Raw genomic sequence first — 13,371 nt, 5'->3', positions numbered from 1 at the left:
ATATGGCATAAACAATTTTACTGATTTTTGGTAGACGCATAATCGTAAAGGTTGTTATGCATTATGAGGTAATATATTGTTCTGATAAGACGATGTATGAAGGCAATCGTATGTGGCTTGGTTGAAGTCGTTTGCGATTGCCTTTTTCGTTTNTCATAAAAGTCTGCGAATGGCACGGCTTGGTGTGGCTAGCTGAAGCGATATTGTGAATGCACTTGAACAAAATTTTTCTAGCATAAGGATTCCCACGCTTGGTAATGTGCTTCTTAGCGAGGAAGTTACCGGATTCATAGTGTCTCAGGTCAATACCGATAAAGGCATTGATTTGATTGGCAGACTGAAAACGGCGAATGTCACCGAGTTCGCGAATAACACTTGTTGCAGTCGTCTCAGCGATACCAGGAATAGAAAGCAGAATGTCATACTCTGGCAATGGCTGAGCGAGATCCACCATTTTGTCTAAGACTGTTTGTCTCTGTTCAGAAAGTCTAAGCAATTCTTGTGCATAGTAACACACCTCTTCTAGTATTGGAGAGTTCTTCGTGACGGCGCAATAAGACTGGTTAGCTAGTACTGTCAGCTTCTCAGCTAAGTAAGCCACACGCTTGTCAGAGATGCGTTTTGAGATAGTTCAATATGGTTCAAATCTAGCACAAAGCCCTTGTAGGGAAAAGCAGTGACTAAGTTCCAGTTACCTCGTGTTCTTGAATAATCCCTTGTTTTAGTGATGTCATTTTCAATACGCGACGTTAAACGTTCCACATACTTTGATAGCATTCTTCCTAAAACAGGTGCCTGCCAGTTTTGGATGCGACGTCTGTAGTCAAAAGTCCCTATGACTTAACAAGACACCTCTACTTTACCACAAAGAAAAAGTAGTGAAGAAATCTCCGACAGGATATTTCTTCACTACTAATCTTAGTATGTCTTCATACATTTAAAAAGCCTTATAATATCCGAATGAGATATCCACTACAGATATTATAGAGCTGAATTTTAGCTTTTGGGGAGTAATATTAAGCTATTGTACTGTACATTGTTAATTTACTTTCATGCTCTTAATTTTTTCTTCAGTTGGAGTGACGCGTAATGTTTTTTGACCAGTATAGGTTACAAAACCTGGTTTAGCACCTGTTGGTTTGTTGAGTTTTTTGGCTTCAATCATGTCAACCTGAACCAAGTTGGATAACCTAGCTTTTGAATAGTAGGCAGCAAGTTCAGCAGCATCAGTTTTGACTTGGTCAGAAGGATTGAGGTTATCTTTGATGAGGACATGACTGCCAGGAATATCTTTGGCATGAAACCAGAGTTCTCCTTTTTTTGACATTTTGAAGGATAATTCATCGTTTTGCAAATTATTTCGACCGACCATGATAATGGTTTGCCCATCAGAAGCTAAATATTTCTCTGGTTTTTTACGCTTGTGGCGTTTGTCGCGCCCGCGATTTTTAATAAATCCCGTTTCTATTAGTTCATCGCGGATGTCTTCAATATCAGTCATCGAAGCATGATTAAGAGCAGTTTCGACACTTTCCAGATAGCTGATGGTGTGCTTAGTTTCTTCAATTAAGCCAGTCAGATGTTTGACAGCTTCTTTCAGTTTTTGATATTTTTTGAAATAGCGTTGAGCATTCTGATTGGGGGTCAAGGATTTGTCTAGTGAAATACGTATTTTTTCATTGGTGTAATAATTGTCTAATTCGACACTGTCTTGGTCATTGGGAACCAAATTAAGAAAAGTCGTTAGCAACTCCCCCTTTTGTCTAAATTCTTCGGCATTGTCAGTCTCAGCTAGTTCTTTCTCTTGTTTTCCTAGTTTTTTAATATTCTTTTCCAGTTCATTTTGAACCCGATGAATGAGGTCACTGGCCTGCTGGGTAATACGCTCACGCTCGGCTTTTTCTTGGTAAAAGTAGTCCAAAAGCTCAGATAAGCTATCGAAATTTTGGGTGCTGTCGGAAAATAGCACAGCAGAAAAGGATTTTTCGGTCAGTGATGGCTGACAAGGCTTGGAAAAAAAGGAACGAAACTGTCTAAGTTTATCGTCGGTAAGTTGCGCAGTCAATTCACTAGCTGTATCTCGACCAAGTCCTTGGAAGAGTTTCTGCAAGTTTTTGAAAGAGATGTCTTCAGTTTGCAAGATTTCAAATAACTTTTCATCCTCAATATCAAAAGGATTACGAGCCTGTGTTTTTGGTGGATAAATATAAGTTGAACCTGGTAAAATAGTACGATAACTATTTTGAGAGAAGCCAACATGCTTGATAGATTCGATGATTTTTCCCTCGTTCTTATCAATCAAGATAATGTTGCTATGCTTGCCCATAATTTCAATAATCAGGGTTGCTTTAATCTGGTCACCAATTTCATTTTTATTAGAAACAGCAATTTCCAGAATGCGGTCATTTTCAATCTGCTCTATGCTTTCAATGAGGGCACCTTGCAGATATTTTCTCATAATCATGGTAAAAGTATTAGGGGTCTGAGGATTTGGCAAATCAGCTTTAGTGATTTGAACGCGACCAAAAACAGGGTGAGCAGACAGCAGTAGTTTGTAGTTTTGACGATTGTTACGAATGGTTAGCACCAATTCGCGCTCAAAGGGCTGATTTATTTTTTGAATACGACCGAATAGAACCTCTTCTTGCAATTCCTTTTTTAAATGATGTAAGAAAAATCCGTCAAATGACATGGTTTCTCCTTTCTGATTTTAACTAATTCTATTATACCACAAGCTAAAATTGGAGAAAATGACAGAATTTGACAGAAAATGCTTGACATTGAAGGAAATAGGAGTATAATTTACTTGTAAACGATTTCAGTTAGAGGGAGGGAGAACTATTTTAAAATCAGAGCGCAAGCAATTGATCATGGAAAAGCTCACCGAGGAAGGCTTCGTCACTCTTGATAAATTAATTGCAATGCTTGCTACATCTGAGTCTACAGTTCGTCGAGATTTAGATGAATTGGAGAGCGAACGTAAGCTTCATCGTGTTCATGGTGGTGCTGAGCTCCCCAAATCACTGTCGAGAGAGTTGACTAATCAGCAAAAGTCTATCAAAAACATTCATCATAAGGCTCTTATTGCTCAAAAAGCTTCAAGTCTCATCTCTGACAATGATGTCATTTTCATTGATGCGGGAACAACCAGTGAATTATTATTGGAATACCTTTTTCAGGAAAATTTAACGGTCGTGACCAACTCTATCCATCATGCTTCTAAACTGGTTGAAAAGGATATTAAAACCGTTATTGTTGGTGGCTTTGTCAAGCACACAACAGATGCTAGCATTGGCTGTACGGCGGTTGATCAAATTTCAAAAATGAATTTTGATAAAGCCTTTATCGGTATGAATGGTATTGATGAAAACTTTCTGACAACACCCGATGTTGAGGAAGCAGTTATTAAAAAGGTTGTTATTGAAAATGCGCAGGAGTCATTTGTCCTTGTTGATTCGTCAAAATTGGGGCAATTTTCTTTTGCTAAGGTAGACAAGATTGATAAGGTCACAATTGTGACAAATTATTCTGAGGGAGCCCTTATGAGAAAAATTAGAGAAAAAACGAAGGTGATCGAAGTATGATTTATACGGTAACCCTTAATCCGTCCATTGACTTTATCGTCCGCCTGGACCATTTGGAGCTGGGCGGCGTTAATCGCATGACTAGCGATGATAAGTTCGCAGGTGGTAAAGGGATTAATGTTAGTCGTATCTTGAAACGTCTAGCTATTGACAATACCGCGACAGGTTTTATCGGTGGATTCACAGGGCGTTTTGTCAAAGACGGTCTAGTTGATGAAGGTATCGCGACAAACTTTGTTGAGGTTGCTGAGGATACGCGTATTAATGTCAAGGTTAAAGCTGGTGAAGAGACTGAAATTAACGGTGCAGGTCCGACTATTTCGAGCGAAAAATTAGCGGAGTTAGAAGCCATTCTAGCTGGATTGTCCGACAAAGATACGGTTGTTTTTGCAGGATCAGCTCCAGCTAATTTGGGTAACAAGGTTTACAATAAACTGATTCCTATTGCAAAAGAAGCAGGTGCCCAAGTTGTTTGTGACTTTGAAGGACAAACCTTGTTGGATTCATTGGCTTATGCACCGCTTTTGGTTAAACCAAATAATCATGAGTTGGCAGATATTTTCGGAGTTGAACTAAACGGACTGGCTGATATTGAAAAATATGCACGCGCAATTCTTGCTAAGGGTGCGCAAAATGTTATTATTTCAATGGCTGGTGACGGCGCTTTGCTTGTCACACCAGAAGCAGCTTACTTTGCTAAGCCTATCAAGGGCACGGTTAAAAATTCTGTCGGTGCAGGGGACTCAATGGTGGCTGGCTTCACTGGTGAATATGTGAAATCAGGCGACCCAGTTGAAGCTCTCAAATGGGGAGTGGCATGTGGTACAGCTACAACCTTCTCAGATGATTTGGCGACAGCTGATTTTATTAAAGAAACTTATGAAAAAGTAGAGGTAGAAAAACTATGAGAATTCAAGACTTGCTAAAAAAAGAAGTCATGATTATGGATTTGAAAGCAACTTCGAAAGAAGCTGCTATTGATGAAATGATCACAAGCCTTGTTGACAATGGTGTAGTAACTGATTTCGATACTTTCAAAAAAGGAATCATGAACCGTGAAGCGCAAACGTCAACCGGTCTAGGCGATGGCATTGCGATGCCACACAGCAAAAATGCTGCGGTTAAAGATGCTACTGTTTTGTTTGCCAAATCAGCTAATGGTCTTGACTACGAAGCACTTGATGGACAACCAACTTACTTATTCTTCATGATTGCTGCACCAGACGGAGCTAATGATACTCACTTGGCTGCGCTAGCTGAATTATCTAAATACCTTTTGAAGCCAGGTTTTGCTGACAAACTGAAAGCTGCTCAATCACCAGCTGATGTTATTGCTACTTTCGATGCTGCCTCTGATGAAGCAGCTGTAGAAGAAACTAAAAAGCAAGCAGTTGTTAAGTCTGCTGCATCTTCTGATAAACCTTTGATCGTTGCTGTTACAGCGTGTACAACAGGCATCGCCCACACTTACATGGCAGAAGAGGCCCTCATCAAACAAGGCGAAGAAATGGGTGTCAACGTTCGTGTTGAAACAAACGGAGCATCCGGTGTTGGTAATCGCTTGACTGCGGAGGAAATTTCAAAAGCAGTTGGTGTCATTATCGCAGCTGACAAAGCGGTGGAAACAGCCCGTTTCGATGGTAAAAAATTGATTTCTAAACCAGTTGCAGCTGGTATCCGTCAACCTCAAGAATTAATTCAAAGCATTCTTGATGGCAAGGCTGAAGTTTTCCATGCTGATAAAGCAGCAGATTCTTCAACTTCATCAGAAGGTGAGAAAAAAGGTCTTGGAGCTGCTTTCTACAAACACTTGATGAGCGGTGTTTCTCAAATGCTCCCATTTGTTATCGGTGGTGGTATCATGATTGCGCTCGCTTTCTTGATTGATAATGCAATGGGTGTTCCAAAAGACCAATTGTCCAACCTCGGTACTTACCATGAAATTGCCTCACTCTTTAAAAATATCGGTGGTGTTGCCTTTGGCTTTATGCTTCCAGTTCTTGCGGGTTATATTGCTTACTCAATCGCTGAAAAACCAGGTTTGGTAGCTGGTTTTGTGGCTGGTTCTATTGCATCAAGTGGTTTTGCTTGGGGTAAAGTACCGTTTGCATCTGGCGGTAAAGCATCTCTTGCCCTTACTGGTATCCCTTCAGGATTCCTTGGGGCACTTGTTGGTGGATTCCTTGCTGGTGGTGTGATTCTTGTGATTAAGAAAATCCTCAACGGTCTTCCTCGTTCACTTGAAGGCATCAAATCTATCCTTCTCTATCCATTACTTGGCGTATTTGTAACTGGGTTCTTGATGCTCTTTGTCAATATCCCAATGGCTGCAATTAACACTGGCTTGAACAACTTCCTTCAAAGTTTGTCAGGTAGTTCAGCTGTCCTTATGGGACTTATCCTCGGTGGTATGATGGCCATTGATATGGGTGGGCCTTTCAATAAAGCAGCTTACGTCTTTGGTACAGGTACTCTTGCAGCGACAGTTGCTCACGGTGGCTCAGTTGTTATGGCTGCTGTTATGGCTGGCGGTATGGTTCCACCACTTGCGATCTTTGTTGCAACTCTCTTGTTCAAGAATAAATTCTCTGAAGAAGAACGTAATTCTGGTTTAACAAACATCATCATGGGTCTCTCATTCATCACAGAAGGTGCAATTCCATTTGCCGCTGCTGACCCAGCACGTGCTATCCCAAGCTTCATGGCAGGTTCTGCTCTTGCAGGTGCTCTTGTTGGTTTAGCTGGTATTAAATTGATGGCCCCTCATGGTGGTATCTTCGTTATCGCTCTTACAAGTAACCCACTTCTTTATATTGTCTTCGTCCTTATCGGGGCAGTTGTATCAGGTATTCTGTATGGTGCCCTTCGTAAAGCTAAATAAGTCATATTTAAGAATTCCTTCGGGAGTTCTTTTTTTGTTTCGAGAAGTGGTAGAGCTTTTGATATAGTTAATAACTATATCTAGTTCTAAATGTATAGTTAAAAACTATAACTATCTCTAAAAAGATACAATATCCAAAAGTGTTGAAATGACAGTATTTATCGGTTAAAATCGTATTTATAAAATATATTTTAGTTATAGCTATTTAGGTATAAGGTTATAGGAGGTAACTATGGTAAGGATTACATCTTTGGGCTACCCACGTTTGGGGGAGAAGCGCGAGTGGAAGAAATTGATTGAAAATTACTGGGCAGGTAATGTCAGTCGTGATGAGTTGGAGGCCCAGGCAAAAGATCTACGTCTTCAATTTCTAAAAAAACAAGCTGATGCAGGTCTTGATTTGATTCCTGTAGGGGATTTTTCACTCTATGATCATATCTTAGATTTATCTGTACAATTTGGCATTATCCCTAAGCGTTTTGCGGGACGCGAAGTTGACCTTGATTTGTATTTTGACATTGCGCGTGGCAATAAGGACAATGTGGCCTCTTCTATGAAGAAATGGTTTAATACTAACTATCATTACATTGTGCCAGAATGGTCGAAAAGTAAACCCAAATTGACCAATCAGCGTTTGCTCAATTTGTATTTAGAAGCGCGTCAAGTAATTGGAGACAGAGCCAAACCTGTCATAACAGGACCTATTACTTACGTTGCACTTTCAGCCGGTGTTGAAGATTTTACAGCAGCAGTCAAGAGTCTTCTACCGCTTTACAAGCAAATTTTCACTGAACTAGTGCAGGCGGGCGCGACTTACATCCAAGTGGATGAGCCAATTTTCGTAACGGATGAAGGAGCTAACTTGCTTGAGGCGGCGCGTTTCGTTTATGATTACTTTTCCAAAGAGGTGCCGCAAGCGCAGTTGATTTTCCAAACTTATTTTGAGGCTTTGATTAATGCTGATAAATTGGCTCAACTGCCAGTTGTAGCTTTTGGTCTAGATTTTGTTCACGGTTTGGATGAGAATTTAGCTGCTGTTCAAGCTGGCTTATTCAAGAATAAAACTGTTTTTGCTGGTGTAGTTGATGGACGCAATGTTTGGGCCAATGATTTTGAAACAACATCGGCTCTAGTTAAGTCTCTTCAAGAGCATGTTGGAGAACTTGTTTTACAACCATCTTGTTCCCTTTTACATGTGCCTGTAACAACAAAAAATGAGACGGAATTGGATGCAGTACTAAAAAATGGTCTGGCCTTTGCGGATGAAAAACTAGCGGAAATCAAACTTTTGGCAGAGCACTTAGAGGGAGAGGTTAATTCAGCTTATGAACAACACGTTGCTGATTTCAATGCTCTTCAAGAGGCTGATTTCCGAAATGTTAGCTTGGAAAATCTGGCGGATGTTCCAAGACAACGTCAACATGATTACAAAGTGCGTCGTCGAATCCAACAGGACAAGTTGAAGTTACCGATTTTACCAACGACGACCATCGGATCCTTCCCGCAGTCACCTGAGGTGCGCCGCACTCGTCTGGCCTGGAAACGTGGAGACATTACGGATGCTCAATACGAAGACTTTATTAAGGCGGAGATTGCTCGCTGGATTAAGATTCAAGAGGACTTGGACATTGATGTGTTGGTGCACGGTGAATTTGAGCGTGTGGACATGGTTGAATTCTTTGGTCAAAAGTTAGCTGGCTTCATTACCACCAAACTGGGGTGGGTACAATCTTACGGTTCTCGTGCTGTTAAACCTCCAATTATCTATGGGGATGTGCAGCACATTCAACCGCTGACAGTGAAGGAAACCGTCTATGCACAGAGTCTGACTAATCGTCCAGTTAAGGGCATGCTGACAGGACCAATTACTATCACTAACTGGTCTTTTGAGCGTACGGATATTTCTCGGGCTGAGCTTTTCAATCAAATTGGGCTTGCTATTAAGGATGAAATCAAGCTGCTTGAGGAAGCCGGTATTGCCATTATTCAGGTGGATGAGGCTGCTCTTCGTGAAGGTCTGCCACTGCGTAAGGCCAAGCAGAAGGCCTACTTGGATGATGCGGTAAAGGCTTTCCGTATTGCTACATCATCAGTCAAGGACGATACGCAAATCCATACCCATATGTGTTATTCTAAGTTTGATGAAATCATTGACTCTATTCGCGAACTTGATGCGGACGTGATTTCTATTGAAACGAGCCGTAGTCATGGTGATATTATCGAAACCTTTGAAACGGTTGTTTACCCACTTGGTATTGGTCTTGGTGTTTATGATATTCATTCACCTCGCGTACCGACCAAGGAAGAAGTTATTAAAAATATTGAACGTCCTTTGAATCAGCTGTCACTTGAGCAATTCTGGGTCAATCCAGACTGCGGCCTTAAGACGCGTCGCGAGCCAGAAACAGTAGCAGCTCTGGAGATTCTTGTAGCAGCAACGAAGGATGTTCGTGCTAAATTCGGAAAATAAGTGAGGAAGGCCATGTCCAGATTATTAGAAAAATTGAAGACAGATGTTCTCGTGGCAGATGGGGCAATGGGTACCCTCCTTTATTCTAATGGTCTGGGTAGTTGCTATGTTGCCTACAATCTGTCTCACCCAGAAGAGATTAAGCGAATCCATAGGATGTATATTGAAGCAGGAGCTGACATTATCCAGACCAATACCTACGGCGCCAAGCGACACCAATTGGCTGCCTACGGATTTGACAATCAGGTTAAGGAAATTAATCAAGCGGGCGCTCGCCTAGCTAGACAGGCTGCTGAGGAGAATACTTTTGTTCTGGGAACAGTAGGGGCTTCACGCGGTCTCAAACAATGCGAGCTCAGTTTAGACGAAATCCTTGCGGAAACTCTGGAGCAGGTGACAGCCCTTCTTGAAACGGGTGACTTGGACGGTCTACTCTTTGAAACCTATTATGATGTTGAGGAGTTGCTGGCTGTTGTTGAAACTGTCCGCCCCCTGACGGATCTTCCGATCATAACAAATATTGCGTTGCATGAGCCTAGCGTCGTGGAAAATGGGCGTCCGTTGGTTGAGGTCTTCAGTCAACTGGTCATGCTAGGAGCTGATATTGTTGGACTCAATTGTCACTTGGGACCTTACCACATGATTCAGTCGCTCAAGCAGGTTCCCCTCTTTGCCCAGTCATATTTAGCCGTTTATCCAAATGCCAGCTTGCTTTCCTTCGTTGATGATGGTGAAAAGGGACACTATAGTTTTAGTCAAAATGCTGATTATTTTGGAAAAAGTGCAGAGTTGTTGGTAGGAGAAGGAGCGAGAATTATTGGAGGCTGCTGTGGCACCACACCAGACCATATCAGAGCTGTTAAACGTGCCCTCCGTGGTCTCAAGCCTATCAAGCGAAAATTAGTCACCCCTCTGCCAGAGGAAGCGGAGCTTATTAAGCAAACTCAAAAAAGTAACACCATTTTGGAGAAGGTTAAAAAAGAAGTGACCATCATAGCTGAGCTAGATCCACCAAAGCACCTAGATATTAAAAGCTTTACTGCTGGAATCAAGGCTCTGGATGAGGCTGGCATAGAAGCCATTACGCTGGCTGATAATTCTCTAGCCAAGACTCGTATATGCAATCTCAGTTTAGCTGCCCTGTTAAAAAATGAGATTTCTACCCCATTTCTTTTGCATTTGTCTTGCCGTGACCACAATATGATTGGCCTGCAGTCGCGCTTATTAGGCATGGATGTGCTGGGTTTTGAAAATATTTTAGCTATCACGGGAGATCCGTCTAAACTAGGCGATTTTCCAGGAGCAACCAGTGTTTACGATGCTACTAGCTTTAAGCTTTTGCAGTTGATTAAGCAGCTGAACGAAGGCAAAGGTTACAGTGGTGCCAGCATCAAGAAACCGACTAGTTTCACCGCAGCGGCTGCCTTCAATCCTAATGTTAAGAATCTTGCCCGCTGTGGTCGTCTCATTGATAAGAAGGTTGCGGCTGGCGCTGATTATTTCATCACCCAACCCATCTTCAACGAGGAAACCATTGAGGGTTTAGCTCAATTAACAGAAAAAGTAATACAGCCTTTCTTCATTGGCATCATGCCTATTACCAGCTACAATAATGCGGTTTTCTTACATAATGAAGTGCCTGGCATTGACCTATCAGAAGATTTTCTGACACGATTGGAATCGGTTAAGGATGATAAGGAAGCCTGCCAGTTAGTGGCTTTGACAGAGAGTAAACGACTGATTGATAAGGCCTTAGAGCATTTTAAGGGAATCTACTTGATTACGCCCTTTATGCGCTATGATTTGACGGTGGAGCTGATTGATTACATCCATGAACAAACTCAAGGAAGAGTTGAAAAGAGAGTTTAGTGCTCTCTTTTTTTTGGCTGACGCTTGACTTGTAGTGGGCTATAAGTGCTACAATAAAGGTATGAATTTTTCAGAGAAATTGGGGATAGCAGATGAGTGAGAAAACTTATACCATTACGGAAGTTAGTCAGAAATACGATATCAATGCCAACACCTTGCGCTACTATGAACGCATTGGTCTACTACCGCACGTGCCAAGGAAGGCTAACGGCAATCGCTATTTTACAGAGGACTTGCTTAAGTGGTTAGAAATGGTGATTTGTTTGCGGCATTCAGGTGTTTCCATTGAGGTCTTACTTGACTATGTAGGTCTACTTAAACAAGGACATTCTACTTTGCAGGCGCGTGAGGACTTGTTACGAGAGCAATTGAATGTGCTCTATAAAAAACAGCATAATTTGCAACGTTCCATTGACCGCTTGGTGCACAAAATTGAACTCTACCAATCGGGAGAGATTGAGAATGAGGAGTCCTACTTTAACCAATACGACATTATGGCTGATGAAAAAGATAGTTGGAAGGAGCTTGACTAATGGAAAAAATTGATGTATTTGCCCACGTTCTCTTACCTAACTTTTACAAACGCATGTTGATGCTAGATGATAAATTACCAGACAAGATGCCTTTCATTCAAAATCCTGTTCTGACTGACGTGGAAATGCGTCGTAAGCAGAAGCCTGTGGGTGTGCGTCAGGTTATTTCTTATGTCAACACGAATCCAGAGGACTATATGGCTGGGAAAATGGCTGCGCTGCTGGTCGAGAAAGCTAACGAAGAACTTTTAGAGACAGTTACTGCCAATCCAGATCTCTTTGCTGGCGCGGTTGCCATGTTAGCTCTCAATAACATTGACAAGAGTATTGAAATTCTAGAGAATTTCGTCGCTGCAAACCAACAAGTGCTTGGAATCCAGCTTTTTACCCGTCATCTGGGGCAGTCAGTCGCTGACGACACCTTCAAACCTATCTTCGCTAAATGTGCTGAGCTGGATATCCCCATCTGGCTTCATCCTGTCTTTGACGAGCGCAAGCCAGATAATAACATCATCTTTTCATGGGAGTACGAGCTGACACAGGCCATGTTGCAAATCGTTCAGGCTAAGTATTTCCAAGAATTTCCTGACCTCAAAATCATCGTTCACCACGCTGGTGCCATGGTGCCTTATTTTGCAGGACGAATTGAGCGCATTCTTCCCGCCGACTTAGCGCAGAATTTCAAAAAGTTTTATGTAGATACGGCTATCTTGGGTAATAGCAAAGCTCTGGAACTTTGCCTGGATTACTTTGGGGTAGACCATGTTTTCTTTGGGACTGATGCCCCACTTGGAATCCTGCCTGCGGGAGCCAGTAAAGAAATCATTCAAGCTATCAATGATATGGCTGTTCCACAAGCCGATAAAGATCTCATCTTTTCAGGAAATTTTGACCGCTTACTAAGAAAGGATAAATAAGATGACATTAAACCAAGCTCCTCTTTTTCGCCTCTTCAGATTGATGGCTGACAAAAATCATTTGGATGAATTCGCTCAAGTTGGACACCATAATTTGACGACTTCTATCAAGACTGAACCAGGAACACTGGCCATGTACATAGCTCAAGACTCTTCGGACCCGTCTATCAATTATGTGGTAGAAGTCTACCGCGATGAGGCTAGCTACCAAATGCATGTAGCTTCTGAACAATTTCTAGCTTTTGCCAGTTTTGCCAAGGATGGGCTGACGGATAGGGTAGTCTACCATCTGACACCCCAGCTTCTCCTAGAAAAAAGAGCTCCACTGTTTTCCGAAAAGGCTTCAAGCTTATCTATACGTTTGGCAGAAGTGACTGTCAATCCTGATAATATGGCGGATTTCAAGGCTATCGTCATTCAGGAAATGAAAGATGCTATGGCTAAGGAAGCAGGAGTTTTGGTCATGTATGCGGGTACCCTAGCCAATCAAGCTAATGTCTGGCGTTTTGTTGAGATTTACCAAGACGAGGCAGCTTACGAATCCCACTGTGAGACAGAGCACTTCAAAACCTACATCGCAGAGACAGCCGGTATGGTTGCAGACAAGCAACTCCATTTGCTCAAGGCTAGTGTCTTGGTCAATCAGGGCGAATTAGAATACGAAAACTAGATGTCAATTCCTCTTGCAAGCTGCTGGAGGGATTTTAGCAGCCAACTTGTGCTATACTAGTAAAAAAGACTTGTGGAGGATGAGATGGCAAAAAGTTTAGATGACATGCACTTTGCTGCGGTTTATGGGGCTTTGGTAGCAAAGGCGGAACGCAAGGGCAAGACCAGAGAGGATGTGGACGCTTTGACATCCTGGCTAACGGGCTACAGCGAAGATCAGTTAGAGAAGCTGGCAGAATCAGACTTGTCCTACGCTGATTTTATCAGGCGCGGGCCAGCTTACAATATCAATCGAAAACAGATTATTGGTAAAATTTGTGGGGTCCAGATTGAGACTATTACGGAGCCTGTCATGCAGGAGGTTCGCCGGCTAGACAAGTTGGTGGATTGGCTGGCTAAGGGCAAATCAGTCGAACAGGTTATAGCCAAATACGAAAAGGAGTGAAGT

Annotated in this window: 10 protein-coding genes and 1 pseudogene; 9 read left to right on the top strand and 2 right to left on the bottom strand. The window is 42.1% G+C overall.

Going from position 1 to position 13,371, the window contains the following annotated elements; genetic code table 11:
- Positions 1–17: 17 nt before the first annotated feature.
- Both A3GS_RS11550 and A3GS_RS0105230 read right to left on the bottom strand, forming a co-directional pair.
- Positions 18–690, bottom strand: a pseudogene (locus A3GS_RS11550) (transposase); the annotation flags it as partial.
- Between the two features lie 349 nt (positions 691–1,039).
- Positions 1,040–2,692 carry an Rqc2 family fibronectin-binding protein gene (locus A3GS_RS0105230; RefSeq protein WP_018364371.1) on the bottom strand — a complete coding sequence of 551 codons (1,653 nt, stop codon included), beginning with the start codon at positions 2,690–2,692 and terminating at the stop codon, positions 1,040–1,042.
- A 148-nt stretch (positions 2,693–2,840) separates the two neighbouring features.
- Here A3GS_RS0105230 and A3GS_RS0105225 point away from each other — a divergent pair, with 148 nt between their 5' ends.
- From A3GS_RS0105225 to A3GS_RS0105185, 9 genes are all read left to right on the top strand, one after another.
- Entirely contained in the window at positions 2,841–3,584 is a 744-nt protein-coding gene (locus A3GS_RS0105225) for a DeoR/GlpR family DNA-binding transcription regulator (RefSeq protein ID WP_026216287.1), read from the top strand.
- The gene (gene pfkB / locus A3GS_RS0105220; protein ID WP_018364369.1) at positions 3,581–4,492 is read left to right on the top strand and encodes a 1-phosphofructokinase; all 912 of its coding nucleotides are present in this window, start codon (positions 3,581–3,583) and stop codon (positions 4,490–4,492) included. The genes A3GS_RS0105225 and pfkB overlap by 4 nt, the downstream gene beginning before the upstream one ends.
- Positions 4,489–6,465, top strand: coding sequence for a PTS fructose transporter subunit IIABC (locus tag A3GS_RS0105215; RefSeq protein ID WP_018364368.1), 1,977 nt, complete (start codon positions 4,489–4,491; stop codon positions 6,463–6,465). Before pfkB ends, A3GS_RS0105215 begins: the two co-directional genes overlap by 4 nt.
- A gap of 232 nt (positions 6,466–6,697) precedes the next feature.
- Positions 6,698–8,935, top strand: coding sequence for a 5-methyltetrahydropteroyltriglutamate--homocysteine S-methyltransferase (gene metE / locus A3GS_RS0105210; RefSeq protein WP_018364367.1), 2,238 nt, complete (start codon positions 6,698–6,700; stop codon positions 8,933–8,935).
- Between the two features lie 12 nt (positions 8,936–8,947).
- Positions 8,948–10,804 carry a bifunctional homocysteine S-methyltransferase/methylenetetrahydrofolate reductase gene (locus A3GS_RS0105205; protein WP_018364366.1) on the top strand — a complete coding sequence of 619 codons (1,857 nt, stop codon included), beginning with the start codon at positions 8,948–8,950 and terminating at the stop codon, positions 10,802–10,804.
- A 92-nt stretch (positions 10,805–10,896) separates the two neighbouring features.
- The gene (locus A3GS_RS0105200) at positions 10,897–11,337 is read left to right on the top strand and encodes a MerR family transcriptional regulator (RefSeq protein ID WP_018364365.1); all 441 of its coding nucleotides are present in this window, start codon (positions 10,897–10,899) and stop codon (positions 11,335–11,337) included.
- The gene (locus A3GS_RS0105195; RefSeq protein ID WP_018364364.1) at positions 11,337–12,254 is read left to right on the top strand and encodes an amidohydrolase family protein; all 918 of its coding nucleotides are present in this window, start codon (positions 11,337–11,339) and stop codon (positions 12,252–12,254) included. Before A3GS_RS0105200 ends, A3GS_RS0105195 begins: the two co-directional genes overlap by 1 nt.
- A gap of 1 nt (position 12,255) precedes the next feature.
- On the top strand, positions 12,256–12,924 hold the full coding sequence (locus A3GS_RS0105190) for a putative quinol monooxygenase (RefSeq protein ID WP_018364363.1): 669 nt from the start codon (positions 12,256–12,258) through the stop codon (positions 12,922–12,924).
- 84 nt (positions 12,925–13,008) lie between these two features.
- The gene (locus A3GS_RS0105185) at positions 13,009–13,368 is read left to right on the top strand and encodes a DUF2200 family protein (RefSeq protein ID WP_018364362.1); all 360 of its coding nucleotides are present in this window, start codon (positions 13,009–13,011) and stop codon (positions 13,366–13,368) included.
- The last annotated feature ends 3 nt before the right edge of the window (positions 13,369–13,371 follow it).

Source organism: Streptococcus caballi DSM 19004 (assembly GCF_000379985.1).
Lineage (GTDB): Bacteria > Bacillota > Bacilli > Lactobacillales > Streptococcaceae > Streptococcus > Streptococcus caballi.
The sequence above is the reverse complement of the archived record's forward strand: the minus strand, read 5'-3'. Positions and strand labels throughout refer to the sequence as shown.

Bases quoted from the DNA above. Each gene is read 5' to 3' on its own strand.
- A3GS_RS0105205 (WP_018364366.1), top strand. From the start codon at position 8,948: ATGTCCAGATTATTAGAAAAATTGAAGACAGATGTTCTCGTGGCAGAT.
- metE (WP_018364367.1), top strand. From the start codon at position 6,698: ATGGTAAGGATTACATCTTTGGGCTACCCACGTTTGGGGGAGAAGCGC.
- A3GS_RS0105185 (WP_018364362.1), top strand. From the start codon at position 13,009: ATGGCAAAAAGTTTAGATGACATGCACTTTGCTGCGGTTTATGGGGCT.
- A3GS_RS0105215 (WP_018364368.1), top strand. From the start codon at position 4,489: ATGAGAATTCAAGACTTGCTAAAAAAAGAAGTCATGATTATGGATTTG.
- A3GS_RS0105230 (WP_018364371.1), bottom strand. From the start codon at position 2,692: ATGTCATTTGACGGATTTTTCTTACATCATTTAAAAAAGGAATTGCAA.
- A3GS_RS0105200 (WP_018364365.1), top strand. From the start codon at position 10,897: ATGAGTGAGAAAACTTATACCATTACGGAAGTTAGTCAGAAATACGAT.
- pfkB (WP_018364369.1), top strand. From the start codon at position 3,581: ATGATTTATACGGTAACCCTTAATCCGTCCATTGACTTTATCGTCCGC.
- A3GS_RS0105195 (WP_018364364.1), top strand. From the start codon at position 11,337: ATGGAAAAAATTGATGTATTTGCCCACGTTCTCTTACCTAACTTTTAC.
- A3GS_RS0105190 (WP_018364363.1), top strand. From the start codon at position 12,256: ATGACATTAAACCAAGCTCCTCTTTTTCGCCTCTTCAGATTGATGGCT.